The following is a 23760-nucleotide window of genomic DNA, read 5'->3' as shown; positions in this document are numbered from 1 at the left end:
TTGCGTGACCGTCAGGTTTCCCGGCCGGCTCCGGGCTACGGCAGCAGCCCCGCCCTGCGCGCCGCGGTGACCGCCTCCCCTCGGGTGTGCGCGCCCAGCTTCCGCATCGCCGAACGCAGATAGCCCTTGACCGTCTCCGGACCGATGCCCAGCCGCTCGGCCACCGCCGCGTTGGTGGCCCCCGCCGCCACCCAGGACAGCACGTCCACCTCGCGTGGCGCCAGGGTCACGCCCCCGGCTCGGGGCGGCGCGGTCAGCAGCCCGCACGCCGACAGCAGTTCGGCCCGCAGCCGCGGATCGGCGATCCGCGGGGCCAGCGCCCGCAGTGCCGCGTGCGCCTCGCGCACCTGCTCCCACACGGCACCGCCCTCGGGGACGGTCCGCTCGGGCCGGGCCGCCGCCAGCAGCTCCCGCGCCCCGTCCCGCACCACCAGCGCCTGCTCCACGTCCCGCGCCACCGCCACCGCCGCGTCCAGCGTGCGGTCACCGAGCGGCCGGGCCGAGCGCAGCGCGCCGTACAGCACCCCGCGCACCCTGCGCCGCACCACCACCGGCACGGCGAGCACCGCCCGGATGCCCTCGGCGGCCACCGGCACGTCGTACTCGTGGCTGATCTGGCGTGAGCTGGAGTAGTCGGTCACCGCGCACGGCCGGGCCAGCGCCACCGCCTTGCCGCCGAGCCCGTTGCCGGAGGTCACCGCGAGCGAGCGCAGCGCGGCCGTGGTAGTGCCGCTCAGCTCGCTGATCCGGATCCGCGGCCGGCCGGACTCCACCAGGCCGCCGAAGGCCACGGGCAGTCCCGTCACCCGCCGCAGCCGGGCCAGCGCGCCGCCGATCTCCACCGTCCCCACCGCGTCTGCCGTCACCCGTTCGCCCTTTCGGCCGCCCACACCCCCGTTCGGGGGTAGTGAGACCCGCATCACGGATTAGACGATGCCAGAGAGCCGCCCGGCAATGGTCCGGAGCATAGGAGGAGAACCGATGACGACGGCGACGGAGATGTTCCGCGGGGCCCGGGACTTCCTGCTGGAACACCGAGAGGACTACGCCACCGCCTACGAGGGCTTCCGCTGGCCCCGGCCCGAGCACTTCAACTGGGCGCTGGACTGGTTCGACGAGATCGCCGACGGCAACGACCGCACCGCGCTGCACATCGTGGAGGAGGACGGCACCGAGACCCGGCTCTCCTTCGCCGAACTGTCCGAGCGGTCGAACCGGGTGGCCCGGTGGCTGCGTGAGCGCGGGGTCGCCGCCGAGGACCGCGTCCTCGTCATGCTCGGCAACCAGGCCGAGCTGTGGGAGACCGCGCTGGCCGCGATGAAGCTGCGCGCGGTCGTCATCCCGGCCACCCCGCTGCTCGGCCCGGCCGACCTCGCCGACCGGGTGGAGCGGGGGAGGGTGAAACACGTCGTCGTCCGGGCGGAGGACACCGCCAAGTTCGACGACGTGCCCGGCGCCTACACCCGCGTCTCGGTCGGCGGCCTGCCGCAGGAGGGCTGGGAGCCGTACGAGGACGCCTACGCGGGCCCGGCCGACTTCCTCCCGGACGGCCCGACGCTGGCCGACGACCCGCTGATGCTGTACTTCACCTCCGGGACGACCGCCCGCCCCAAGCTGGTCGAGCACACCCACACCTCGTACCCGGTCGGGCACCTGGCCACCATGTACTGGATCGGCCTCAAGCCCGGCGACGTCCACCTGAACATCTCCTCGCCCGGCTGGGCCAAGCACGCCTGGTCCAACTTCTTCGCGCCGTGGAACGCGGAGGCGACCGTCTTCGTCTTCAACTACACCCGCTTCGACGCGGCCCGGCTGATGGCCGAGATGGACCGGGCCGGCGTGACCACGTTCTGCGCGCCGCCGACCGTGTGGCGCATGCTCATCCAGGCCGACCTCGGCCAGCTGCGCACCCCGCCCCGCGAGATCGCGGCCGCGGGCGAGCCGCTCAACCCCGAGGTCATCGAGCAGGTCCGGCGCGCCTGGGGGGTGACCGTACGGGACGGCTTCGGGCAGACCGAGACGGCCGTGCAGGTCTCCAACAGCCCCGGCCAGCCGCTGAAGACCGGCTCCATGGGCCGTCCCAGTCCCGGTTTCCGGGTGGAGCTCCTGGACCCGGTCTCCGGTGCGCCCGGCGCCACCGAGGGCGAGATCGCGCTCGACCTCGCCGAGCGCCCGGTCGGCCTGATGACCGGTTACCACGGCGACCCGGACCGCACGGCACAGGCCATGGCGGGCGGATACTACCGCACCGGGGACATCGCCGCCAGGGACGAGGAGGGCTACCTCACCTACATCGGGCGCAGCGACGACGTCTTCAAGGCCTCCGACTACAAGGTGAGTCCGTTCGAGCTGGAGAGCGCCCTGCTGGAGCACGAGGCGGTGGCCGAGGCCGCCGTCGTCCCCGCCCCGGACGAGCTGCGGCTCGCGGTGCCCAAGGCGTACGTCGTCCTCGCCGAGGGCTGGGAGCCCGGCCCGGACACCGCGAAGGTCATCTTCGAGCACTCCCGTGACGTGCTCGCGCCGTACAAGCGCATCCGCCGGCTGGAGTTCGCCGCGCTGCCCAAGACCGTGTCGGGCAAGATCCGCCGGATCGAGCTGCGCGAGGCCACGGCGGCCGGCTCGGAGAACGAGTACCGCGAGGAGGACTTCCGGTGACCCCGCAGCCGTCGTACGCGCACGGGACGAGCCCCACCGCCCTGCTCGGCGACACCATCGGCGCCAACCTGGACCGGGCCGTGGCCGCCTGGCCGGACCGTGAGGCCCTGGTCGACGTGCCCTCCGGGCGGCGCTGGACGTACGCGGAATTCGGCGCGGCCGTCGAGGAGTTGGCACAGGCCCTGGTGGCCGGCGGCGTCACCAAGGGCGACCGGGTCGGCATCTGGGCGGTCAACTGCCCGGAGTGGGTGCTGGTGCAGTACGCCACCGCCCGCGTCGGCGCCGTCATGGTCAACATCAACCCGGCCTACCGCACCCACGAGGTCGAGTACGTCCTCAGGCAGTCGGGCGTCTCGCTGCTGGTGGCCTCCCTCGGCCACAAGACGAGCGACTACCGGGCGATGGCCGAACACGTGCGGGGCCACTGCCCCGAGTTGCGCGAGATCGTGTACATCGGCGACCCGAGCTGGGAGGAACTGCTGCGGCGGGCGACGCCCGGGGTGGCGTACGAGGAGCTGTCCTGCGACGACCCCATCAACATCCAGTACACCTCGGGCACGACCGGCTTCCCGAAGGGCGCCACCCTCTCCCACCACAACATCCTCAACAACGGCTACTTCGTGGGGGAGTCGATCGCCTACAGCGAGCAGGACCGCATCTGCATCCCGGTGCCCTTCTACCACTGCTTCGGCATGGTCATGGGCAATCTGGCGGCCACCTCGCACGGCGCCTGCATGGTCATACCGGCGCCGTCCTTCGACCCGGCGGCCACGCTGGAGGCGGTGCAGCGGGAGCGGTGCACATCGCTGTACGGCGTCCCGACCATGTTCATCGCGGAGCTGAACCTGCCCGACTTCGCCTCCTACGACCTGTCCACCCTGCGCACCGGCATCATGGCGGGCTCACCGTGCCCGGTGGAGGTGATGAAGCGGGTGGTGAGCGAGATGCACATGGAGCAGGTCTCCATCTGCTACGGCATGACGGAGACGTCCCCGGTGTCGTTGCAGACGCGGATCGAGGACGACCTGGAGCACCGCACCGCGACCGTCGGCCGGGTCCTGCCCCACCTGGAGGTCAAGGTGGTCGACCCGGCCACCGGCGTCACCCGGCCACGCGGTGTGGCGGGCGAGTTGTGCACGCGCGGCTACAGCGTGATGCTCGGGTACTGGAACGAGCCGGACAAGACGGCCGAGGCCGTCGACGCGGGCCGCTGGATGCACACCGGGGACCTGGCGGTGATGCGCGAGGACGGGTACGTCGAGATCGTCGGCCGGATCAAGGACATGATCATCCGGGGCGGCGAGAACGTCTACCCGCGCGAGATCGAGGAGTTCCTGTACGCCCACCCCAAGATCCGGGACGTCCAGGTCGTCGGGGTGCCCCACGAGCGGTACGGCGAGGAGGTCCTCGCCTGTGTCATCCCGAGCGACCCCGCCGACCCGCTCACGCTTCAGGAGCTGCGGGACTTCTGCGCGGGGCGGCTCGCGCACTACAAGATCCCCAGCAGGCTCCAGCTCCTCGACGCCTTCCCGATGACGGTGTCGGGGAAGGTCCGCAAGGTGGAGCTGCGGGACAGGTACGGGGTGTGATCCGGGGGGTGAAGCGGCCGGGAACGAGCATGCGGTGCGTGTCCCACGGCGGTCCTCGGGGCGGGCGCACGGTCGGCGGCGCGCTCGGCCCGGGGAGCGCCGGGCGTACCCGGGGCAGGACGGAGGACGGCCGGTGGGGTGGTCAGGTCCGCCCGTCCCGTGCCGTCGTTCCCCGTTCCGGTGCGCCCCTGGTGTGCAGGGCCTCGGCGGGGTCGTTCACGGGCTGCGGGACGCCCGCGAGGTCGAGCACGAACAGCGGGACGCCGAGGGCGTCCGCGCCGGCCCGGGCGGCGTCGGTGTGGCCGGCGAGGGAGAAGTGCGCGCACTCGGCGGACTCGGTCATCGCCGTCAGCCACAGGCACTCCACGTCCCTCGCGCCGGCCGCCCGCACGGTCGGGTCCACCTGGGCGAGCAGCCCGCGCGCGGCGAGCCCGATGCCGTGCACGGGCCGCTGGTCGGCCCGGCGGACGTCCCGGTATCCGAGCCAGCGCAGGTAGAGCGCGGCGGCGGTGACGGCGTCCCGGGCGGTACGGATGGTGCGGGGCCGGAAGGGGGGACGGTGACCGGGGGCGGGGCCGGCGCCGTCCGCACCGGGTGCGCGGGCCGGCCCGTCCGAACCTGCGGGTCCCCGTGCGTGGTCGGGCTCGCCCGGACGGGCGGGTTTCCCTGCGTGGTCGGGCCCGTCCGGGCCGGCCGGTCCCTGCGCGCCGACGGGTCCCTGCGCGCCGGCGGGTCCCTTCGTGCCGGCGGGTCCCTTCGTGCTGGCGGGACCCCCTGGGCCGGCGGGACCCCCTGGGCCGGCGGGACCCCCTGGGCCGGCCGTGTTCGCCGGGTCGGCCGGTTCCTGGGTGCCCTCCGCCGGGTGCGCACCGGCGGGGCGCTGTGGATCGGCCGGAATCCGCGTCCCGCCCGGGTCTCGCGGCCCCGGTGATGCCCCCGCGCCGGGCGGCCCCCACGTCCCCGCCGCCGGCTCCGCCGCCCACGCACCCGTCACCGGGATGCGCAGGACCGTGCCGCACGGGCAGCCCAGTTCCGGGCGGGGCCAGTGGCCCAGGCGTCCGCAGCCGGCGCACGGCAGCGTGAGCCACTCGTCGTCCCAGGCGCGGTGCGCCGCCACGGCCGGTTCGGCCGCCGGGTCCAGCCGGGGCGCTGTCGGTGCCCCGCACGCGCAGGGATACGCCGGCGCGGTGTAGACGTGCGTGCGCCGGCAGGCCGGGCAGCGCACCGGAACGCTCTCGGGCATGTCCCACTCCAGGGCGTCGCGTCGGGACGGCGCTCCCATGGTGCTCCTCCCCGGCCGCCCCTGTCCGGCGCTTGCCGGTGTCCGGACCACTCTTGACGGCCTTGTCGCACCCCCTTACATTGCTTCCAGATAGTAGAAGTAACTTTCCGTTATGCGGAAAACATGGGTGCTCACCGCGGGGCGCGACGGGAGTACGCATCCGACAGCCGAAGCAGGAGTACTCGATGGCTCGTATGACCGCTGCCCGCGCGGCAGTTGAGATCCTCAAGCGCGAGGGCGTCACGGACGCCTTCGGTGTGCCGGGCGCGGCGATCAACCCGTTCTACAAGGCCCTCAAGGAGGGCGGCGGCATCACCCACACCCTCGCCCGCCACGTCGAGGGCGCCTCGCACATGGCCGAGGGCTACACCCGGGCCGCGCCGGGCAACATCGGTGTCTGCATCGGCACCTCCGGCCCGGCGGGCACCGACATGATCACCGGTCTGTACTCGGCCATCGGCGACTCCGTCCCGATCCTGTGCATCACGGGCCAGGCGCCCACCCACGTGATCCACAAGGAGGACTTCCAGGCCGTCGACATCGCCTCGATCGCGCGGCCGGTCACCAAGATGGCCGTCACCGTCCTGGAGGCCGCGCAGGTCCCCGGTGTCTTCCAGCAGGCGTTCCACCTGATGCGCTCCGGCCGCCCCGGCCCGGTCCTGATCGACCTGCCCATCGACGTCCAGCTCGCCGAGATCGAGTTCGACCCGGACACGTACGAGCCGCTGCCCGTCTACAAGCCGGCCGCGACCCGCGCCCAGATCGAGAAGGCCCTCACGTTCCTCCTGGAGTCGCAGCGCCCCGTCATCGTCGCCGGCGGCGGCGTCATCGGAGCCGACGCGGCCGACCTGCTGGTGGAGTTCGCCGAGCTGACCGGCACGCCCGTCATCCCCACCCTGATGGGCTGGGGCGTGCTGCCCGACGACCACGAGCTGAACGCCGGCATGGTCGGCGTGCAGACCTCGCACCGCTACGGCAACGCCACCTTCCTGGAATCGGACTTCGTACTCGGCATCGGCAACCGCTGGGCCAACCGCCACACCGGCTACAAGCTCGACGTCTACCGCGGAGAGCGGAAGTTCGTCCACGTCGACATCGAGCCCACCCAGATCGGCAGGATCTTCCCGCCGGACTACGGGGTCGTCTCCGACGCCAGGGCCGCGCTGGAGCTGTTCGTCGAGGCGGCGAAGGAGCTGAAGGCCGGGGGCAGGCTCCCCGACCGCTCCGGCTGGATCGCCGCCGCCCAGGAGCGCAAGGCCACGCTGCTGCGCCGTACCCACTTCGACAACGTGCCGATGAAGCCGCAGCGCGTGTACGAGGAGATGAACAGGGCCTTCGGCCCGGACACCCGGTACGTCACCACGATCGGCCTCTCCCAGATCGCCGGCGCGCAGATGCTGCACGTGTACAAGCCGCGCCACTGGATCAACTGCGGCCAGGCCGGCCCGCTCGGCTGGACCATCCCGGCCGCGATCGGCGTCGCCAAGGCCGACCCGGACTCCCCGGTCGTCGCGCTCTCCGGCGACTACGACTTCCAGTTCCTGATCGAGGAGCTGGCGGTCGCCGCGCAGCACAGGATCCCCTACGTCCACGTGCTGGTGAACAACGCCTACCTGGGCCTGATCCGGCAGGCGCAGCTCGGCCTGGACATCGACTTCCAGGTGAACCTGGAGTTCGAGAACGTCAACACGCCCGAGATCGGTGTCTACGGCGTCGACCACGTCAAGGTCGCCGAGGGGCTGGGCTGCAAGGCGATCCGGGTCACCGAGCCGGACGAGCTGGGCGCCGCCTTCGAGCAGGCGAAGAAGCTGGCCGCCGAGTACCGGGTGCCGGTCGTCGTCGAGGCGATCCTGGAGCGGGTCACCAACATCGCGATGAGCCGCACCATGGACATCAGCGACATCAGCGAGTTCGAGGACCTGGCCACCGAGCCGGGCCACGCGCCGACCTCCATCAGGCCGCTGAAGGTCTGATCCGCCGCACGCACCGCGCACCGTGGGGGCGGCCCGTCATCCGGACGGGCCGCCCCCACGTCGTCCACGCGCACGCCAGGCCCTCAGTCGGACCCGCCGCCCCCGCCGCAGCCGCCCCCGTAGTCGTGCCCCCCGTGGTCGTGTCCGCCGTACCCGCCGCCACCGCCGTCCCAGCCGCCGTACGCGCCCTCGTCCCCCACGACGTACCGGAAGGCGGTGCCCCGGCCGAACGGGAAGCGGCCCTCGTCCGCCAGCGCGCCCCGGCCGGTGAGCCCCGCTTCGCGGGCGAACCGCGGGGCGAGCACGCTCAGGGCCCGCCCGCCGTACAGGGCGACGGCCAGCAGCACCTCGTCCTGCGGCAGTCCGTCCGGTCCCTCGGGCAGCGGACGGCGCGCGCGGAGGTCCGCCAGCAGCCGGCGGGCCGCGCGGGTGCGGCCGGGCGGCAGCACCCGCAGCAGCCCCTGCGCCGCCAGCTCGGCCCGCATCCGGGCGAGGGCCCGCCGCACCACCGCGCGGGCGGGCAGCTCCCGGGGGCCGGCGGGCCGGTAGAGGGCGGTGCGGACGGCCTTCTCCAGCGGATGCCGCAGGGGCCCGGCGTCGCCGGTCGCGGTCTTGCGCAGCGTGCCCGGCCGGCCCGCCTCGACCGCGCCGCGCAGATGCATCCCGAGTACGGCGACGGTCAGGGCGGCACGGTCACCCCCGCGCAACAGCGCGACCGCGCACGGGTCCGTCGGATGCGACGCCGTACTGCTCATGAGACACCCCCGTACGGGGCCCGTCGCCCCCGTGCCGACGGGCCCCGTGTGACGTCAATCTGCCCTGTCACCGGGGTGGTTGAAGCCTCCGCCGCGGTCTTCAGAGGTTGATTTGAGGGTTGCGCACCCGCTCTACGACCGCTGCCGTACGCGCCGCCGTCACCACTCGTGCTCCGACAGTCCCGGCCAGTCGTCCGGGCCGCCGCCCTGCCATTCGATCAGGTCGCTCTGCTCCACCTCGATCCGGTCCAGATCGGCCAGCCGCAGGATCTCCACGACGTCATCGAGATGCGAGGCGATCCCCAGCGTCACGTCCCCCTCGGTCACCCGCCGGGAACCGTCCAGCGCCGGGGGGTGGACCACGATGTGCGGGTAGTGGGTCGGATTGGCCATGCCTTCAGCCTGCTGCCGAAGCGGTGCGGGCGCACCCCGGGCCGGGAACACGCCGGAGCGCCCCCTGGGCAGGGGGCGCTCCGGGTGCCGTCCTGTGGCCGTCCGACGGCGCGAGGCTGGGCGCGACAGGTCGTTCGCGCCGCCGGACGGGGTGGGCGGGCCCCTCGGGAGGGGCCGGGCGGGACCGCGGTGGACGCGACGGAACCGGGTGCCCTTCCCTCTGGTCGAGAAGGGGACGCGGGTCCTTCACCACCGCACTGGCTCGCGGGCCACCGCGGTCCTCACCCTGCCCGCGCGCTCCGCCGGGCCGTCCCTCATCCGGGCCGTCCGGCGTGGCGCGCGGGCCGCGTGCGCGGATCATGACCTCCCGTCAGATCCCGCACGCAGCTTGTGGTTTCTCGCTGCTCAGTCCTCGCGAAGGGCGCGGACCGCCTCCTCCACGCGCTTGCCGTACTCGGGGTCGGCGGCGTGGAAGTGGGCCAGGTTCCTCTCGATCACGTCGTCGCGGGAGACCTGCGAGAGGCCGCCGGCGATGTTCGCGACCAGCCGGGACTTCTCCTCCGGCGACATCAGGCGGTACAGCTCGCCGGCCTGGAAGAAGTCGTCGTCCTTGGTGTGCAGGGGCGCCTCGTGGGTGCCCGTGTGGCCCGAGACCGGCAGCGGGGCCGAGAGGGGGCGGCCGGTCTCGACCGGGCCGCCGTAGGAGTTCGGCTCGTAGTTCTTGGCGTGGCGGCCCTGCGCGTTGAGCGCCATGAAGCCGTCCCGGCCGTAGTTCCGCGCACCGCCGGGAACCGCCTTCGGGGCGTTGACGGGGAGCAGGGTGTGGTTGACGCCGAGGCGGTAGCGGTGGGCGTCGGCGTAGGCGAACAGGCGGCCCTGGAGCATCTTGTCCGGGGAGGGGCCGATGCCGGGCACGAAGTTGCCGGGAGCGAACGCGGCCTGCTCCACCTCGGCGAACACGTTGTCCGGGTTGCGGTCGAGGACCAGGCGGCCCACCCGCTGGAGCGGGTAGTCCCCGTGCGGCCACACCTTGGTCACGTCGAACGGGTTGAAGCGGTAGTCCGCCGCCTCGGCCGCCGGCATGATCTGCACGTACAGCGTCCAGGACGGGTGCACGCCCCGCTCGATCGCCTGGAGCAGGTCGGTCTGGTGGGAGGCGGGGTCCTGGCCGGCCAGCTCCCGCGCCTGCTCGGCGGACAGGCAGCGGATGCCCTGGTTCGTCTTGAAGTGGTACTTGACGAAGAAGGCCTCGCCCTCGGCGCTCGTCCACTGGTAGGTGTGCGAGCCGTAGCCGTTCATGTGCCGGTACGACGCCGGGATGCCGCGGTCGCCCATCAGCCACGTCACCTGGTGCGTGGCCTCGGGGGAGTGCCCCCAGAAGTCCCAGACGTTGTCCGGCTCCTGGCGGCCCGTGAACGGGTCCCGCTTCTGCGAGTGGATGAAGTCGGGGAACTTGACCGGGTCCTTGACGAAGAACACCGGGGTGTTGTTGCCGACGAGGTCGTAGTTGCCCTCCTCGGTGTAGAACTTCACCGCGAAACCGCGCGGGTCGCGGACGGCGTCGGCGCCGCCGAGGGAGTCGGCCACGGTCGAGAAGCGCACGAACACCTCGGTGCGCTTGCCGATCTCGCCGAGGAAGGCGGCGCGGGTGTAGCCGGTGACGTCGTCCGTCACCTCGAAGTGGCCGTACGCGCCGGAGCCGCGGGCGTGCACCACGCGCTCCGGGATCCGCTCGCGGTTGAAGCGCGCGAGCTTCTCCAGGAGGTGCTGGTCCTGGATCAGGAGCGGGCCGCCGACGCCGGCGGAGGCGGAGTTCTGGTTGTCGGCGACCGGGGCGCCGGACTCGGTGGTGAGCACGCGCTGCGACATCGTGGACCTTCCGTGCGGGAGTCAGCGGAAACCTGTTTCCGCTTCGTGGAGCCTAGGAGTGGGACGATCGGGGCGTCAACACTTTGTTGAATCGCATGTCGGGGTGGAGCCGGGGTGAAGGCGGTTCCGGGCCGCGGCGCCGCCTGGGCGCGACAGGACAGGTGTCGGCGCCGCCGCGGCCCGGAAGTCGGTGAGGGCCCGTCAGACCTGGGCGCCGGACAGGCGCTCCACGGCCCGCAGCAGGGCCGAGTGGTCCAGGCCGCCGTCGCCCTGGGCGCGCAGCGACGCGACCAGCTGGGCGACCACGGCGCCGACCGGCAGGGCCGCGCCGACGGCGCGGGCGGCGTCGGTGACGATGCCCATGTCCTTGTGGTGCAGGTCGATGCGGAAGCCCGGCTGGAAGTCGCGGTTCAGGAAGTTGTCCTTCTTGCGCGTCAGCACGGTCGAGCCGGCGAGGCCGCCGCCCAGCACGTCCAGCGCGGCCTTCAGGTCCACGCCCGACTTCTCCAGGAAGACCACGGCCTCGGCGCACGCCTGGATGTTGACGGCGACGATCAGCTGGTTGGCCGCCTTCACGGTCTGGCCGGAGCCGTGCGGACCGCACAGCACGATGGTCTTGCCGAGCGCCTCGAAGACCGGCCTGGCCTCGTCGAAGTCGGCCTGCTCGCCGCCGACCATGATCGACAGTACGGCCTCGACGGCGCCGGCCTCGCCGCCGGAGACGGGCGCGTCCAGAACGCGGATGCCCTTCTCCTTCGCGCTCTTCGCGAGGTCGACGGAGGTCTGCGGGGTGATCGAGGACATGTCGATCAGCAGGGCGCCCTGCCGGGCGTTCTCCAGGATGCCGTCCGGGCCGTAGGCGATGGCCTCGACCTGCGGGGAGGCGGGCACCATCGTGATCACCACGTCGGCGTCCCGCACGGCCTCGGCGATGGAGGCGGCGGCCGTACCGCCGGCGGCGGCCAGCCGGTCCAGCTTCTCCCGCTCCAGGGTGTAGCCGGTGACGTCGTAACCCGCCTTGATCAGGTTCTCGGACATGGGGGAGCCCATGATGCCGAGGCCGATCCAGGCGATCTTGGGAAGACTCATCGGGGGTGCCTTTCTCAGTGCGGGGTGGTCAGCGGGCGGCGCGGGGCAGCCAGTCGAAGGCCTCGGCGCTCGGGCGGTCGCCCGGCTTGTACTCCAGGCCGACCCAGCCGTCGTAACCGGCCTTCCTCAGCCGGCCGAGGAGGTCCTCCAGGGGCAGCGAGCCCGTGCCGGGGGCGCCGCGGCCCGGGTTGTCGGCGATCTGCACGTGCCCGGTCTTCGGGGCGTACCGTTCGATGACCGACGGCAGGTCCTCGCCGTTCATGGACAGGTGGTACAGGTCCATCAGGAACTTCGCGTTCCCAAGGCCCGTCGCCTCGTTGACCCTGTCCACGACCTCGATGGCGGCGGGCGCGCTCACCAGCGGGTACAGCGGTGACTCGGGCCTGTTGAGGGCCTCGACCAGCAAAACCGCGCCGATCCGGTCGGCCGCGCGGGCCGCCAGGGCCAGGTTCTCCAGGGCGAGAGCGTCCTGCTCGGCCGGGGCCACGCCCTCGACGCGGTTGCCGTACAGGGCGTTGAGCGCCGTGCAGCCGAGGGAGGCCGCGAAGTCGGCGGCGACGCCGATGTTGGCGCGGAACCTCTCGGACTCCTCGCCGGGGACCGACAGGGCGCCGCGGTCCGGGCCCGGCAGCCGGCCGGCGTAGAAGTTCAGGCCCGTGAGCCGGACTCCCGCGTCCTCGACCGCCTTCCTCAGGGCGTCCAGTTCGGACCGGGCGGGGGTGGGGGAGTCGGTCCAGGGCCACCACAGCTCGACCGCGGAGAAGCCCGCGGCGGCGGCGGCCGCGGGACGCTCCAGGAGCGGGAGTTCCGTGAAGAGGATCGACAGGTTGACGTTGAAGCGGTGGTCCGCGGCGGTGCTCCACTCGAGACCCGGCATCTGGTCCGCGCTCCCTTCCGTGGTCGAGTTTCCGTATTACGGAAGTTTGTTTCTGCGTAATGGAAGATTGCCGTCGGGTGTCGGAGCTTGTCAAGGGGGGCCGGCCGCCGGGCGCCCGAAAAGCCGCGCCGGGCGTTAGGTTGAGCGCGTGCGATTGAGAGTGGAGTTCACGACCGAACCCTTCGACCTGGACGAGGCCCCCGCGCACGCCCTGGTGGCGCGGGAGGTCATCGAGACGGCCGGGCTGGACGCCGTCGACGTCGGCCCGTTCGGCAACACGGCCGAGGGCGGCGCCGATCGCGTGCTCACCGCGGTGGACGCGCTGCTGCGCAAGGCCCTGGAGGCCGGCGCCACCCGTGTCTCGCTCCAGGTCAACGTGATCGACGGCGCGAACGGCGACGCGACCGCGGAGGGCGGCAGATGACCGGGGACGAGCCGTTCATCGCGGCCGTGAAACCACTGGTCGACGCCATGGGCGGCGAGATGCTCCCGCCCGACGAGGCCGGCCCCGAGGACGTCGTGCTCGCCTGGGAGGGCGTCGACGTCGTCGCCGTACGCCTGCCCCAGCTCGCCGACTCCCTGGACCACATCCTCGCCGCGATGGAGCGCAGGCAGGGCCGGCCGCTGGCCGACCTGGACCGCAAGGCCAAGCAGGAACTGGTGCGCAGCCTCGAGGCGCGCGGCGCGTTCGCCGTACGGCACGGCGTGGAGACCGTGGCCGGCGCGCTCGGCGTCAGCCGGTTCACGGTCTACAACTACCTCAACCGGGAGAAGGGTTCCTGACCGGTCCGGGAGCGGGTGCCGACGCGCCGTCCGGGCCCGCCCCCGCTTGTTACGCGGAATTTTCAACAAAGTGTTGACGTGATGTTTCCGAGGGCGTTAGCTATCGGCAGCCCGATCAGCACGACGGCCCCTCGTGGCCACGGAGGCTCCCGTGACGTCGACTTCCACGCCCCCGGGCCTGGCCCGGTTCAACGATCTGGAGGAGCGCGCGGCCCTCGCCGCCCTCCACGAGGCGTGCGCTTCCACCGAGTGGGCCCGGCGACTGCTCGCCGCCCGCCCCTACGCCACCCCGGAGGACCTCTATGCCGCCAGCGACGCCGCCACGGCAGAGCTGACCACGGCGGACCTCGAGGAGGCGATGGCCGGGCACCCGCCGATCGGCCGCCCCAAGCCCGGCGACCCGGCCTCCGCCCGCGAGCAGCGCGGCATGGCCGGCGCCTCCGACGGGCTCAAGGCGGAGATGCTCGAACTGAACCTGGCCTACCAGGAGAAGTTCGGCCACGTCTTCCTCATCTGTGCCACCGGCCGGACCGGCGAGCAGATGCGGGACGCGGTCAAGGAGCGGATCGGGAACGCGCCGGAGCGGGAGCGGGAGATCGTCCGCACCGAGCTGGGCAAGATCAACCGCATCCGACTGGCCCGACTCGTCGAAGAGGACGCCTGACACCATGAGCACCAGCACCACCGCCTCCGTGTCCACGCACATCCTGGACACCTCGATCGGCCGCCCCGCCGGGGGCGTCGCCGTCCACCTCTCCGCCCGCGGCGGCCAGGGAGCGGACTGGCAGGCGCTCGGCGGCTCCGCGACCGACACCGACGGCCGGTGCAAGGACCTGCCGGCGCTGCCGGAGGGGACCACCCACGTACGGCTCGACTTCGAGGTGGAGCCGTACTTCGCGAAGAAGCAAGCCGATGCGCAGCAGGACGCCCCCGCGAATCGGGACAGCGGACCGGCGGTGTTCTTCCCGGAGGTGGCGATCACGTTCGCCGTCGTACCGGGCGAGCACTACCACGTACCGCTGCTGCTCAACCCGTTCGGCTACTCCGTTTACCGAGGGAGCTAGCTCACATGCCGACCATCCTGGGACAGAACCAGTACGGCAAGGCCGAGAACCGAGTCGTCAAGATCACGCGGGACGGCGCCACCCACCACATCAAGGACCTCAACGTCTCGGTCGCGCTGAGCGGCGACATGGAGGAGGTCCACTACTCCGGCTCCAACGCCAACGTCCTGCCGACCGACACCACCAAGAACACGGTGTTCGCGTTCGCCAAGGAGTACGGCATCGAGTCCGCCGAGCAGTTCGGCATCCACCTCGCCCGGCACTTCGTCACCAGCCAGGAGCCGATCCGCCAGGCCCGCATCCGCATCGAGGAGTACGCCTGGGAGCGGATCGAGACCTCCGACGCCAACAGCAGGTTCATCGGCGCCGACGAGGTCAAGCACTCCTTCGTCCGCAAGGGCCAGGAGATTCGCCTCACCCAGATCACCTACGACGGCGAGCGGTGGGAGGTCGTCTCCGGCCTGAAGGACCTGGTCGTGATGAACTCGACCAACTCCGAGTTCTGGGGCTACGTCAAGGACAAGTACACCACCCTCCCGGAGGCCTACGACCGCATCCTGGCCACCCAGGTCTCCGGCCGCTGGCGGTTCAACTGGACCGACGACGAGCAGAAGATGCCCCACTGGGAGAAGTCCTACGAGCAGACGAAGAAGCACATGCTCCAGGCCTTCGCCGAGACGTACTCCCTCTCCCTCCAGCAGACGCTGTACCAGATGGGCGCGCGCATCATCAACAACCGCAGCGAGATCGACGAGGTCCGCTTCTCGCTGCCGAACAAGCACCACTTCCTGGTGGACCTGGAGCCGTTCGGACTCAAGAACGACAACGAGGTCTACCTCGCCGCCGACCGCCCCTACGGCCTCATCGAGGCCACCATCCTGCGGGACGGCTGTGAGGCCCGTATCCCGGTCGACATGACCAACCTCTGACGCGGGACGCGCGCCCCCGGCCCCGCCACCCGGGCCGGGGGCCCGCCACACCGGAGGGAACGAAATGGCACAGCCTGCGAAGGGGCCCGCCACAGCCCCCTGTTCCACCCCGCCGGAGCACACCGAGGACGCCGTCACGTCCGTGCACCCGGTGGACGAGAAGCTCCACCTCTCGCGGCTCGTCCCCGCCGCGCTCCAGCACATCGCCGCGATGTACGCGGGCGTTGTCACTCCTCCGCTCATCATCGGCCAGGCCTGCGGACTGGACATCGCGGCCCGCACCCGGCTGATCGCCGCGAGCCTGCTCATCGCGGGCGTCGCGACCGTCCTGCAGACCCTCGGCGTCAAAGGCCTCGTCGGCAACCGGCTGCCCTTCGTCAACGCCGCCTCCTCCGCCGGCATCGCCCCGATCCTCGCGATCGCCGAGACCACCACCAAGGGCCACCAACTGCCCGCGATCTACGGCGCGGTGATGGTCGCCGGCGCCTTCTGCCTGGCCCTCGGCCCGTTCTTCGGCCGGCTGCTCCGCTTCTTCCCGCCCCTCGTCACCGGCGTCGTCATCACCCTGATCGGCGTCACGCTGATGCCCGTACCCGTCGGCTGGGCGCAGGGCGGCGACGAGACCGCCGCCGACTTCGGCGCCATGCGGCACCTGGCGCTCGCCGGGTTCACCCTCGCCGTCATCCTGCTCGTCCAGCGCTTCGGCAAGGGCTTCGTCAAACAGGTCGCGCTGCTGTTCGGGCTGCTCATCGGCACCCTCGCCGCGATCCCCTTCGGCATGGCCGACTTCAGCGGCCTGACGTCCGCGCCCGTCGCCGCGCTGCCCACGCCGTTCGCCTTCGGCGCCCCCGAGTTCCAGCCCGCGGCCATCCTCTCCCTGTGCATCGTGATGCTGGTCCTGATGACCGAGTCCAGCGCCGGCATGCTCGCCCTCGGCGAGATCTGCGACCGCCGCGCCGACGCGCGGACCATCACCCGCGGACTGCGCACCGACGGCATCGCCACCCTGCTCGGCCCCGTCTTCGGCGGCTTCCCCACCTCCGCCTTCGCCCAGAACGTCGGCGTCGTCTCCCTCACCCGGGTGCGCAGCCGCTACGTCGTCGCCGTCGCCGGTGCCGCCCTGCTGGTCCTCGGCGCCTTCCCGGTCCTCGGCGCCGTCGTCTCCCTCGTCCCCATGCCGGTCCTCGGCGGCGCGGGCATCGTCCTGTTCGGCTCGATCGCCGTCAGCGGCATCCGTACGCTGGCCGAGGCGGGCCTGGACGACAGCTCCAACATCATCCTGGTGGCCGTGGCCCTCGGGGCCGGCATCATCCCGCTGGCCGCGCCGGCCTTCTACGCCGGCTTCCCGGCCTGGGCGCAGACCGTGCTCGGCTCCGGCATCAGCGCCGGCGCGCTCGTCGCGGTCCTGCTCAACCTGTTCTTCCACCACCTCGGCACCCGGAACGGGCAACCGGCTCCGGCACTCAAATCCTCCTAGGGTCCTGCCGTGCCCTCCCCGTGGGCCTCTCCCGTCCACGGGCCGCCACCGAAAGACAAGGAAGCACGATGGCACCACCGGCAGCCGAGCGCATCGTCATCGAGAACTGCGCCATCGCGACCGTGGACGCGGGCGACACGGAACACGCCTCGGGACACCTCGTCCTCGCGGGCAACCGCATCGAGTCGGTCGGCGCGGGCAAGGCCCCCGAGGGCCTGGAGAACGTGGTGCGCCGGATCGACGCGACCGGCCACCTGGCCACGCCCGGCCTGGTCAACACCCATCACCACTTCTACCAGTGGATCACCCGGGGCCTGGCCACCGACCACAACCTGTTCGACTGGCTGGTCGCGCTCTACCCCACCTGGGCGCGCATCGACGAGCGGATGACGTACGCCGCCGCCCAAGGATCGCTCGCCATGATGGCGCGGGGTGGCGTGACCACCGCCATGGACCACCACTACGTCTACCCGCACGGCTCCGGCGACCTGTCCGGCTCGATCATCCGGGCCGCCACCGAGACGGGCGTCCGCTTCACACTGGCCCGCGGCTCGATGGACCGCGGTGAGAAGGACGGCGGGCTGCCCCCGGACTTCGCCGTCGAGACGCTGGAGGGCGCCCTCGCCGCCACCGAGGAAACCGTCAAGCGGCACCACGACGCCTCCTTCGACGCCATGACCCAGGTGGCGGTCGCGCCGTGCTCGCCGTTCTCCGTCTCCACCGACCTCATGCGCGAGGGCGCCGAACTGGCCCGCCGTCTCGGCGTACGGCTGCACACCCACGGCTCGGAGACGGTGGAGGAGGAGAAGTTCTGCCACGAGCTGTTCGGCATGGGCCCCACCGAGTACTTCGAGTCCACCGGCTGGCTCGGTGAGGACGTGTGGATGGCGCACTGCGTCCACATGACCGACTCCGACATCGCCGCGTTCGCCCGCACCAGGACCGGCGTCGCCCACTGCCCGTCCTCCAACGCCCGCCTCGCGGCCGGCATCGCCCGCGTCCCCGACATGCTCGAGGCGGGCGTCCCGGTCGGACTCGGCGTCGACGGCACCGCCTCCAACGAGTCCGGCGAACTCCACACCGAACTGCGCAACGCCCTCCTGATCAACCGCCTGGGCGCCCACCGCGAGGCCGCCCTGAACGCCCGTCAGGCGCTGCGGCTCGGCACCCACGGCGGCGCCCAGGTGCTCGGCCGCGCGGAGCAGATCGGCTCGCTGGAGCCGGGCAAGCTCGCCGACCTGGTGCTGTGGAAGATGGACACGCTCGCCCACGCCTCCATCGCCGACCCGGTGGCCGCGCTCGTCCTCGGCGCCGCGGCCCCGGTCACCGCGTCCTTCGTGAACGGCCGGCAGATCGTGGAGAACGGCCGCCTGCTCACCGTGGACGAGGACGCCATCGCCCTCTCCACGCGCGCGGAGGCCCAGCGCCTGGCCCGTATCACCGCGCGGGCCTGACCCGGCTCGGGCCCCTACAGACTCCGGCCGGGAGGGACGGCTCCCGGCCGGGACCCGTGGATCCGAGCGGGATCCACGGCAGCCGTCCCCGGGGCGCGTGCGTGCACGCCCCCCGGGGACGGCCACCCCCGCACCGCTCGCCCCCGCTCACCGCGCCACCCCCGTCAGGTCCCTTCCCCGGCTCGCGGCTTCGTCCGAGCGGGGAGGTGCCCCCTGCCCACCCGCACCACCTCCATGACACCCACGTCGACGACGACGTGTTACCCGCCCGGAGGACCGCCGTGGCCGCCCATCCCGTAGACGAGAAACTCCCCGCCCTGAAAATGGCGACCAGTGGCCTGCAGCACGTGGCCGCCATGTACGCCGGGGTCGTCGCCCCACCGCTCATCGTCGGCGCGGCCATCGGCCTGAGCGCGACCGACCTGACCTTCCTCACCGGTGCCTGCCTGTTCACCGCGGGCCTCGCCACCTTCCTCCAGACGCTCGGCTTCTGGAAGATCGGCGCCCGGCTGCCCTTCGTCAACGGCGTCACCTTCGCCGGTGTCGCCCCCATGACCGCGATCGTCGCCTCCACCGAGGACAAGTCCGACGCCCTGCCGGTCATCTTCGGCGCGGTCATCGTCGCCGGTCTCCTCGGCTTCCTCGCCGCACCCGTCTTCTGCAAGGCGGTCCGCTTCTTCCCACCGGTCGTCACCGGATCCGTCATCACCCTGATCGGCGTGTCCCTGCTGCCGGTCGCGTTCGGCTGGGCCCAGGGCCCCGACCCCCGGGCGGACGACTACGGTTCCACCACCTACCTCACCCTCGCCGGCGTCACCCTGCTCATCGTCCTGCTGCTGCGCCGCTTCACCCGCGGCTTCGTCAAGCAGATCGCCGTGCTGCTCGGCCTGATCGTGGGCACGCTCGTCGCGATACCGTTCGGCGTCACGGACTTCGGCCCGGTCGCCCACGCGGACGTGGTCGGCTTCCCGACCCCGTTCCACTTCGGCGCCCCGCGGTTCCAGCTCGCCGCGATCCTCTCGCTGTGCGTGGTGATGGTGGTCTCGATGACCGAGTCGACCGCCGACATGCTGGCGCTCGGCGAGATCGTGGAGCGTCCCGCGGACGAGAGGACCATCGCGGCCGGCCTGCGCGCCGACACCCTCGGCTCCGCGATCAGCCCGCTGTTCAACGGCTTCATGTGCAGCGCCTTCGCCCAGAACATCGGCCTGGTCGCCATGACGAGGATCCGCAGCCGGTACGTCGTCGCGACCGGCGGCGGCTTCCTGGTGCTGATGGGACTGTGCCCGATGGCCGCCTCGCTCATCGCGGTCGTACCCCGGCCGGTCCTCGGCGGCGCCGGTGTCGTCCTGTTCGGCTCGGTCGCCGCGAGCGGCATCCAGACCCTGGTCCGGGCCGGGCTGGACCGGGACAACAACGTCCTGATCGTGGCCGTGTCCCTCGCGGTCGGCATCATCCCCATCACCGCGCCGGAGTTCTACCACGCGTTCCCCGAGACCGCGAAGATCGTCCTGGACTCCGGCATCTCCACCGGCTGCGTCACCGCCGTGGTGCTCAACCTCCTCTTCAACCACCTCGGCAAGGGCCGCGAGGCCCAGGACGTCACCCACCCCATGGAGTCGGGCCAGGAGATCGCCGCCGCGCACTGAGGCCGGCGACCGGCACTCAACCGGCCGGGGGAGACGGCGGCGACGCCGTGACCCCCGGCCACTTCATGAGGCTGGCCAGCAACTCCGCCTGCTCGACCGCGTCGTCCAGCGCGTGGTGCGTGTGCCGGCGCCGCGACAGCAGCTCCCGCGGCATGGTCCCCTTCGCCACCGCCCGCAGCGGCAGCCGGGCCTTCACCGCGTACAGCGTCTTCATGTCCAGGCAGCCGGAGTGCCCGAAGGGGCTGCTCCCGGTGAAGCGGATCAGGTACCAGTACAGGAACGTCCAGTCGTACGAAGCCGGGTAACCGCACATCACCGGCTGCGCGCCCGCACTCACCTCCCGCACCCACGCGGTGAACTCCGCCAGCGCCACGGCGGGTTCGGCGCCCTCGGTGGTCAGCCGGGCCCGGTCGAGCCCGCTCACCGCCAGCGCCTCGGGCACGAACTCCGCGCTGATCGGCCGCAGTTCCCGGTAGAAGGTCCGCTCCTCGGGGTCGGCTGCGGTGAAGCCGGCTCCGCTTTGCACCCCGGCGACCGCCGCCCCGAGACTGAGCATGGAGTACGGCCCGGGGATCGGTCCGTCGGCCTCGATGTCGACGGAGATGTACAGACTGGGCTTGACACGGCGTGCGGACATGCACCGGAGCGTCCCATCCTCCCCGCGCGCCCCGCATCCCCTTTCGGTCCCACGGGGCTGCGGGGCGCCACCGGCCCGTGTCCGCGCCCGGCCTCAGCCGCGGCGCTCGCGCAGGACCAGCGCCGCCAGGGCCAGGGCCGTCGCCGCGATGCCCGTGACCACGGTGAACGCCGGCCGGTAGCCCCCCGCGGTCGCGGACAGCGGGGGCGTGCCGTCGGCGAGCAGGCGCCCGGTGCGGCTCGCCGCGAGCGTCGTCAGAACGGCCAGGCCCGGCGAACCGCCCACCACCTGCGTGGTGTTGAACAGCCCGGAGGTGAGCCGGCGCGGCATCGAGGGCATCAGCCGCCGCATGCTGACCCGCACCCTGCGCAACCTGGAACGGGACGGCCCGGAGACGCGCACCGTCCGTCCGACGGTGCCGCCCAAGGCGGAGTACGCACTCAGCCCCGTCGCGCACGAGTCGCACGACACCCTGCAACGGCTGACCGACCGGGCCGGGCGCAACCGGGTGACGTCGCCGAGGCGCGGGCGGCCTGCGACGCCGAGCACCGGCCGGACCCGTTCGACGCTCAGGCCCTGTCGTCAAACTCCCGTCTGCCGCGCGACGCCATGCACGCACTCTCGCCGCGCCGGCCCCGGCGCGAGTACACCCAGTACGAGGGCCAGGGCCCGGCACTCCCCCAGCCTTCGGCCGGGGGGACCCCCAGAGCACGCACCTGACGCCGCGCGGCCCGCCCTCCGGGCGACGGGAGTTCGACGACAGGACCCAGGCAGCCGGCGGGACTACAGGCCGAACAGGGCGGGGTCCGCCGCCAGTTCCCCGAACAACGCGCGGGGGTCGGCCAGCAGTCTGCGCGCGGTGAGGTCCATCAGGCCGCCCACCGCGACGACCTCGGCCGCCAGGGTGCCGTCGGTCTTCACGATCTCCTGCCGGATCCGGAAGGTCTTTCCCTCCCCCCACTCGAACGCGCAGGTCACATCGACCTCGTCGCCGGCGAGCAGCTCACGGTGGTAGCGGATGGTGGTCTCCAGCGCCACCGGGCCCACGCCCCGGCCCGCCAGCCGGGCCTGGCTGATCCCGGCGGCCTGGAGCAGCGACCAGCGGGCGTGCTCCGCGTAGTTGAGGTACACCGCCTGGTTGAGGTGTCCCTGTACATCGGTCTCGTAGCCGCGGACGGTCACACGGACGGAAAACGGTTCGGCCACTGCGTGCCCTTCTGCTGTGCGCATCTTCGGTCGACCGATCCTGGCACGCCCGTCACACCCGGCGCGGGGAGGCCAGCAGATAGCGCGCTCTCGTCCGGGGCTCGGTGTACTCGCCCGCCTGCCAGCCGGCGCGCTCCAGGGTGAGCGCACAGGCGGTGAGCGTCCGCGCGTCCGGCGCGTACACCGCCACCGCCTCCGGCTGCGGGGTCGCCCGGACCCGGTAGCCGTCCGTGTCCCCGCCCGCCGGCCGGTGCCCGGCCGCCTCCAGCGCGAGCGCCGCGGCCCGCACCAGGTGCGTCCGCTCCCAGCCGCACGGCCGGTCCGTCGCGCCGTCCGCATTCGTCATCCGGCGCAGCTCCAGCAGCCCCTGCCAGGCACTGTGCACCTCACGCTGCCGCGCCGGGCCGGACACGGGCGGGTCCTCCTCGCCCCCGGCACGGGCCGTGAACGCGCCGGTGTCCCGGGCCGGCTCCGCCGGCGGCCCGGGCACCGCGTCCCGTATCCGGTGGCCCGCCGGGGTGAGGAAGTGGTCGTGCGGCGGCCGGGGGTGCCGGAAGGCGAGACCCCGCTTCACCAGCGCCGCGAGCTGGGTCCCGGTACCGCGTAGCCGGCCGGTGACCGGATCGGCGTCCTCGATCACCCGCCGCTGGGCGGGGGTGGGCGGTCGGGTCACGGGGGGCTCCTTCCAGGGGCGTTGCCGGGGGACGGCTGAGGAACGCGCCGGCGGGCCGCTGCCGGGGAACCGCCGGACGGGTCACTCGTTCGCAGAGTACGGCCCGGGTCCGACAACGCCCTGCCCTCACCGCCCCCTCGGTTCCTCACTCCGCCCGGGGCCGGATGTTCCACCCCGCGACGACCGGACGGCCGTGCTCCGTGCCGAGCCGGCACAGTGCCCCCGTCGCGAGCCGGAAGAGGGCCCCGTGCTGGGGCGGCAGGCCCAGGCGGCGGGCGGTGAGGACGCGGAGGAAGTGGCCGTGGGCGATCAGGACGACGGCCCCCTCGGTGTCGGCGAGCGCCGCGTCGGCCTTGGCCAGCACCCGGTCGGCGCGCTCCCCGACCTGCTCCGCGCTCTCGCCCGGGTGGTCCGGCGGCCCCGGGGCGACGCCGTCCGTGAACAGGAACCAGCCGGGCCGGCTGCGCTGGATGTCCACGGTGGTCACACCCTCGTAGCCGCCGTAGTCCCACTCGCGGAGGTCGGCGTCGACCCGCGCGTCCGGGACACCGATGAGCCGGGCGGTCTCCCGGGCGCGCTGGAGGGGACTGACGAACGCCGCCCCGATCCGCTGCGAGCGGATCAGCGGGACCAGCCGGCGCGCCTCCTCCCGCCCGTGCTCGGTGAGGGGTACGTCGGTCCGGCCCGTGTGCCGCCCGGACCGCGACCACTCGGTCTCACCGTGCCGCACGAGAAAGAGGTCACCCATGACGGCACGGTGGCACAGGGCGTCCGCCGCCCGCAGGACGGACTGCGCCAGACGGCCGGTCGGCCGGGGTGGCGGCCTCGCCTCAGGACCCGGCCGGGGTGCGGCGCGGCACCGCCATGGCGAGGGTCTCCCCGCAGGCGTCGATCGTGGCGGCCCTCCCGTGCGCGTCCGTGACGGGGACGACCGTGCCACGGGTGTCGTGCGGTGCGCGGACCGAGGCCTCGGTCTGCCGCACGCACCAGCCGTCGTCCGCGCCCTTCGTGCCACGGCGCGTGTAGTCGAGGTCCACGGTCACGGAGGCACCGCCGGGCAGGGCGAGCGAGGCCGGGCGGCCCCGCCCGGTGCCCTCGACGCCCTCCGCCTTGCCGTTGTGGATCTCCAGGACCGGGTAGCCCGCGAACACGCACGGGCCGGGGCCCTTGTTGACGGCGGTGAGCCGCGCGTCGGGCCGGCCGGTCCCCTGCCGTGTGCCTTCCCCGTCGAGCAGGGACAGCGTCCACGTCAGGGAGGCGGTCCGGCAGGGCGGTGCGGTGGCGTCCGGCGCGGCGGCGTCCGGCGCGGCCTTCGTGCCGTGGCCGCAGGCCGTCAGCGCCAGGCCGGCCGTGAGCAGGGTGAGGCCGCCGGCGAGGCGGGTGGTCAGGCGCATGGTTCCCCTTGG

Annotated in this window: 23 protein-coding genes and 2 pseudogenes; 12 read left to right on the top strand and 13 right to left on the bottom strand. The window is 72.7% G+C overall.

Annotated features, from left to right (window positions below; translation table 11 throughout):
• Positions 1 to 35: 35 nt before the first annotated feature.
• Positions 36 to 866 carry a response regulator transcription factor gene (locus tag LG395_RS01790; RefSeq protein ID WP_225808171.1) on the bottom strand — a complete coding sequence of 277 codons (831 nt, stop codon included), beginning with the start codon at positions 864 to 866 and terminating at the stop codon, positions 36 to 38.
• 115 nt (positions 867 to 981) lie between these two features.
• Here LG395_RS01790 and LG395_RS01785 point away from each other — a divergent pair, with 115 nt between their 5' ends.
• Positions 982 to 2655: an AMP-binding protein gene (locus tag LG395_RS01785; protein ID WP_225808170.1), complete on the top strand. Its 1674-nt coding sequence runs from the start codon at positions 982 to 984 to the stop codon at positions 2653 to 2655.
• A complete protein-coding gene (locus tag LG395_RS01780; protein ID WP_225808169.1) occupies positions 2652 to 4244 on the top strand; it encodes an AMP-binding protein in 1593 nt (530 codons plus the stop codon). The genes LG395_RS01785 and LG395_RS01780 overlap by 4 nt, the downstream gene beginning before the upstream one ends.
• Before the next feature lie 142 nt (positions 4245 to 4386).
• On the opposite strand, the gene LG395_RS41605 is transcribed toward LG395_RS01780, so the two are convergent.
• Complete coding sequence (locus LG395_RS41605; protein ID WP_225808168.1) at positions 4387 to 5526, bottom strand: collagen-like domain-containing protein; 1140 nt, start codon at positions 5524 to 5526, stop codon at positions 4387 to 4389.
• Between the two features lie 185 nt (positions 5527 to 5711).
• Between LG395_RS41605 and gcl the strand changes: the two genes are divergently transcribed.
• The gene (gene gcl, locus LG395_RS01770) at positions 5712 to 7499 is read left to right on the top strand and encodes a glyoxylate carboligase (protein ID WP_171151574.1); all 1788 of its coding nucleotides are present in this window, start codon (positions 5712 to 5714) and stop codon (positions 7497 to 7499) included.
• A gap of 83 nt (positions 7500 to 7582) precedes the next feature.
• Here the strand turns inward: gcl and LG395_RS01765 are convergent, their stop codons facing one another.
• From LG395_RS01765 to LG395_RS01745, 5 genes are all read right to left on the bottom strand, one after another.
• The gene (locus tag LG395_RS01765) at positions 7583 to 8254 is read right to left on the bottom strand and encodes a DUF2207 domain-containing protein (protein WP_225808167.1); all 672 of its coding nucleotides are present in this window, start codon (positions 8252 to 8254) and stop codon (positions 7583 to 7585) included.
• 159 nt (positions 8255 to 8413) lie between these two features.
• Positions 8414 to 8647 carry a hypothetical protein gene (locus LG395_RS01760; RefSeq protein ID WP_103811724.1) on the bottom strand — a complete coding sequence of 78 codons (234 nt, stop codon included), beginning with the start codon at positions 8645 to 8647 and terminating at the stop codon, positions 8414 to 8416.
• Between the two features lie 405 nt (positions 8648 to 9052).
• Positions 9053 to 10516 (bottom strand): catalase, encoded by a 1464-nt coding sequence (locus LG395_RS01755; protein WP_225808166.1) that lies wholly within the window; start codon positions 10514 to 10516, stop codon positions 9053 to 9055.
• Between the two features lie 201 nt (positions 10517 to 10717).
• Entirely contained in the window at positions 10718 to 11605 is an 888-nt protein-coding gene (locus tag LG395_RS01750; RefSeq protein ID WP_171151567.1) for a 2-hydroxy-3-oxopropionate reductase, read from the bottom strand.
• Between the two features lie 28 nt (positions 11606 to 11633).
• Complete coding sequence (locus LG395_RS01745; protein ID WP_225808165.1) at positions 11634 to 12482, bottom strand: TIM barrel protein; 849 nt, start codon at positions 12480 to 12482, stop codon at positions 11634 to 11636.
• Positions 12483 to 12630: 148 nt separating this feature from the next.
• Here LG395_RS01745 and LG395_RS01740 point away from each other — a divergent pair, with 148 nt between their 5' ends.
• The 8 genes from LG395_RS01740 (at position 12631) to LG395_RS01705 (ending at position 19838) form a co-directional block, all read left to right on the top strand.
• A complete protein-coding gene (locus tag LG395_RS01740) occupies positions 12631 to 12906 on the top strand; it encodes a thiamine-binding protein (protein WP_225808164.1) in 276 nt (91 codons plus the stop codon).
• The gene (locus LG395_RS01735) at positions 12903 to 13265 is read left to right on the top strand and encodes a helix-turn-helix domain-containing protein (protein WP_132783070.1); all 363 of its coding nucleotides are present in this window, start codon (positions 12903 to 12905) and stop codon (positions 13263 to 13265) included. The genes LG395_RS01740 and LG395_RS01735 overlap by 4 nt, the downstream gene beginning before the upstream one ends.
• 151 nt (positions 13266 to 13416) lie before the next feature.
• Positions 13417 to 13929 (top strand): 2-oxo-4-hydroxy-4-carboxy-5-ureidoimidazoline decarboxylase, encoded by a 513-nt coding sequence (uraD, locus tag LG395_RS01730; protein ID WP_225808163.1) that lies wholly within the window; start codon positions 13417 to 13419, stop codon positions 13927 to 13929.
• 4 nt (positions 13930 to 13933) lie between these two features.
• Positions 13934 to 14329, top strand: a complete 396-nt coding sequence (uraH, locus tag LG395_RS01725; protein WP_171151559.1) for a hydroxyisourate hydrolase — start codon at positions 13934 to 13936, stop codon at positions 14327 to 14329.
• Between the two features lie 5 nt (positions 14330 to 14334).
• A complete protein-coding gene (gene pucL, locus LG395_RS01720; protein ID WP_225808162.1) occupies positions 14335 to 15258 on the top strand; it encodes a factor-independent urate hydroxylase in 924 nt (307 codons plus the stop codon).
• A gap of 64 nt (positions 15259 to 15322) precedes the next feature.
• Positions 15323 to 16735, top strand: a complete 1413-nt coding sequence (locus LG395_RS01715) for a nucleobase:cation symporter-2 family protein (protein ID WP_225808161.1) — start codon at positions 15323 to 15325, stop codon at positions 16733 to 16735.
• 68 nt (positions 16736 to 16803) lie between these two features.
• Entirely contained in the window at positions 16804 to 18189 is a 1386-nt protein-coding gene (locus tag LG395_RS01710) for an 8-oxoguanine deaminase (protein ID WP_171151554.1), read from the top strand.
• 281 nt (positions 18190 to 18470) lie between these two features.
• Positions 18471 to 19838, top strand: coding sequence for a nucleobase:cation symporter-2 family protein (locus LG395_RS01705; RefSeq protein ID WP_225808160.1), 1368 nt, complete (start codon positions 18471 to 18473; stop codon positions 19836 to 19838).
• Between the two features lie 16 nt (positions 19839 to 19854).
• Here the strand turns inward: LG395_RS01705 and LG395_RS01700 are convergent, their stop codons facing one another.
• Together LG395_RS01700 and LG395_RS01695 are read right to left on the bottom strand one after the other, a co-directional pair.
• Complete coding sequence (locus LG395_RS01700; protein WP_171151549.1) at positions 19855 to 20475, bottom strand: 3'-5' exonuclease; 621 nt, start codon at positions 20473 to 20475, stop codon at positions 19855 to 19857.
• A gap of 93 nt (positions 20476 to 20568) precedes the next feature.
• Positions 20569 to 20793 (bottom strand): annotated as a pseudogene (locus tag LG395_RS01695) (MFS transporter); the annotation flags it as partial.
• A 4-nt stretch (positions 20794 to 20797) separates the two neighbouring features.
• Here LG395_RS01695 and LG395_RS01690 point away from each other — a divergent pair.
• Positions 20798 to 21036, top strand: a pseudogene (locus tag LG395_RS01690) (winged helix-turn-helix transcriptional regulator); the annotation flags it as partial.
• A 222-nt stretch (positions 21037 to 21258) separates the two neighbouring features.
• Here LG395_RS01690 and LG395_RS01685 read toward each other — a convergent pair.
• The 4 genes from LG395_RS01685 to LG395_RS01670 form a co-directional block, all read right to left on the bottom strand.
• Complete coding sequence (locus LG395_RS01685; RefSeq protein ID WP_171151545.1) at positions 21259 to 21681, bottom strand: acyl-CoA thioesterase; 423 nt, start codon at positions 21679 to 21681, stop codon at positions 21259 to 21261.
• Between the two features lie 52 nt (positions 21682 to 21733).
• Positions 21734 to 22354: a hypothetical protein gene (locus tag LG395_RS01680; protein ID WP_171151543.1), complete on the bottom strand. Its 621-nt coding sequence runs from the start codon at positions 22352 to 22354 to the stop codon at positions 21734 to 21736.
• 145 nt (positions 22355 to 22499) lie between these two features.
• Positions 22500 to 23102, bottom strand: coding sequence for a histidine phosphatase family protein (locus tag LG395_RS01675; protein ID WP_225808159.1), 603 nt, complete (start codon positions 23100 to 23102; stop codon positions 22500 to 22502).
• Between the two features lie 82 nt (positions 23103 to 23184).
• Positions 23185 to 23748, bottom strand: coding sequence for a DUF4232 domain-containing protein (locus LG395_RS01670; protein WP_225808158.1), 564 nt, complete (start codon positions 23746 to 23748; stop codon positions 23185 to 23187).
• Positions 23749 to 23760: the final 12 nt, after the last annotated feature.

It is taken from the genome of Streptomyces spinosus (genome assembly GCF_020400655.1).
GTDB classification, from domain to species: Bacteria; Actinomycetota; Actinomycetes; order Streptomycetales; family Streptomycetaceae; genus Streptomyces; species Streptomyces argyrophylli.
Note: the sequence above shows the minus strand (reverse complement) of the source record. Positions and strands in the feature narration are given on the sequence as shown.

Bases quoted from the DNA above. Each gene is read 5' to 3' on its own strand.
- LG395_RS01745 (WP_225808165.1), bottom strand. From the start codon at position 12,482: ATGCCGGGTCTCGAGTGGAGCACCGCCGCGGACCACCGCTTCAACGTC.
- LG395_RS01670 (WP_225808158.1), bottom strand. From the start codon at position 23,748: ATGCGCCTGACCACCCGCCTCGCCGGCGGCCTCACCCTGCTCACGGCC.
- LG395_RS41605 (WP_225808168.1), bottom strand. From the start codon at position 5,526: ATGGGAGCGCCGTCCCGACGCGACGCCCTGGAGTGGGACATGCCCGAG.
- LG395_RS01710 (WP_171151554.1), top strand. From the start codon at position 16,804: ATGGCACCACCGGCAGCCGAGCGCATCGTCATCGAGAACTGCGCCATC.
- LG395_RS01715 (WP_225808161.1), top strand. From the start codon at position 15,323: ATGGCACAGCCTGCGAAGGGGCCCGCCACAGCCCCCTGTTCCACCCCG.
- LG395_RS01700 (WP_171151549.1), bottom strand. From the start codon at position 20,475: ATGTCCGCACGCCGTGTCAAGCCCAGTCTGTACATCTCCGTCGACATC.
- uraH (WP_171151559.1), top strand. From the start codon at position 13,934: ATGAGCACCAGCACCACCGCCTCCGTGTCCACGCACATCCTGGACACC.
- gcl (WP_171151574.1), top strand. From the start codon at position 5,712: ATGGCTCGTATGACCGCTGCCCGCGCGGCAGTTGAGATCCTCAAGCGC.
- LG395_RS01785 (WP_225808170.1), top strand. From the start codon at position 982: ATGACGACGGCGACGGAGATGTTCCGCGGGGCCCGGGACTTCCTGCTG.
- LG395_RS01675 (WP_225808159.1), bottom strand. From the start codon at position 23,102: ATGGGTGACCTCTTTCTCGTGCGGCACGGTGAGACCGAGTGGTCGCGG.
- pucL (WP_225808162.1), top strand. From the start codon at position 14,335: ATGCCGACCATCCTGGGACAGAACCAGTACGGCAAGGCCGAGAACCGA.
- LG395_RS01755 (WP_225808166.1), bottom strand. From the start codon at position 10,516: ATGTCGCAGCGCGTGCTCACCACCGAGTCCGGCGCCCCGGTCGCCGAC.
- LG395_RS01760 (WP_103811724.1), bottom strand. From the start codon at position 8,647: ATGGCCAATCCGACCCACTACCCGCACATCGTGGTCCACCCCCCGGCG.
- LG395_RS01765 (WP_225808167.1), bottom strand. From the start codon at position 8,254: ATGAGCAGTACGGCGTCGCATCCGACGGACCCGTGCGCGGTCGCGCTG.
- LG395_RS01750 (WP_171151567.1), bottom strand. From the start codon at position 11,605: ATGAGTCTTCCCAAGATCGCCTGGATCGGCCTCGGCATCATGGGCTCC.
- LG395_RS01735 (WP_132783070.1), top strand. From the start codon at position 12,903: ATGACCGGGGACGAGCCGTTCATCGCGGCCGTGAAACCACTGGTCGAC.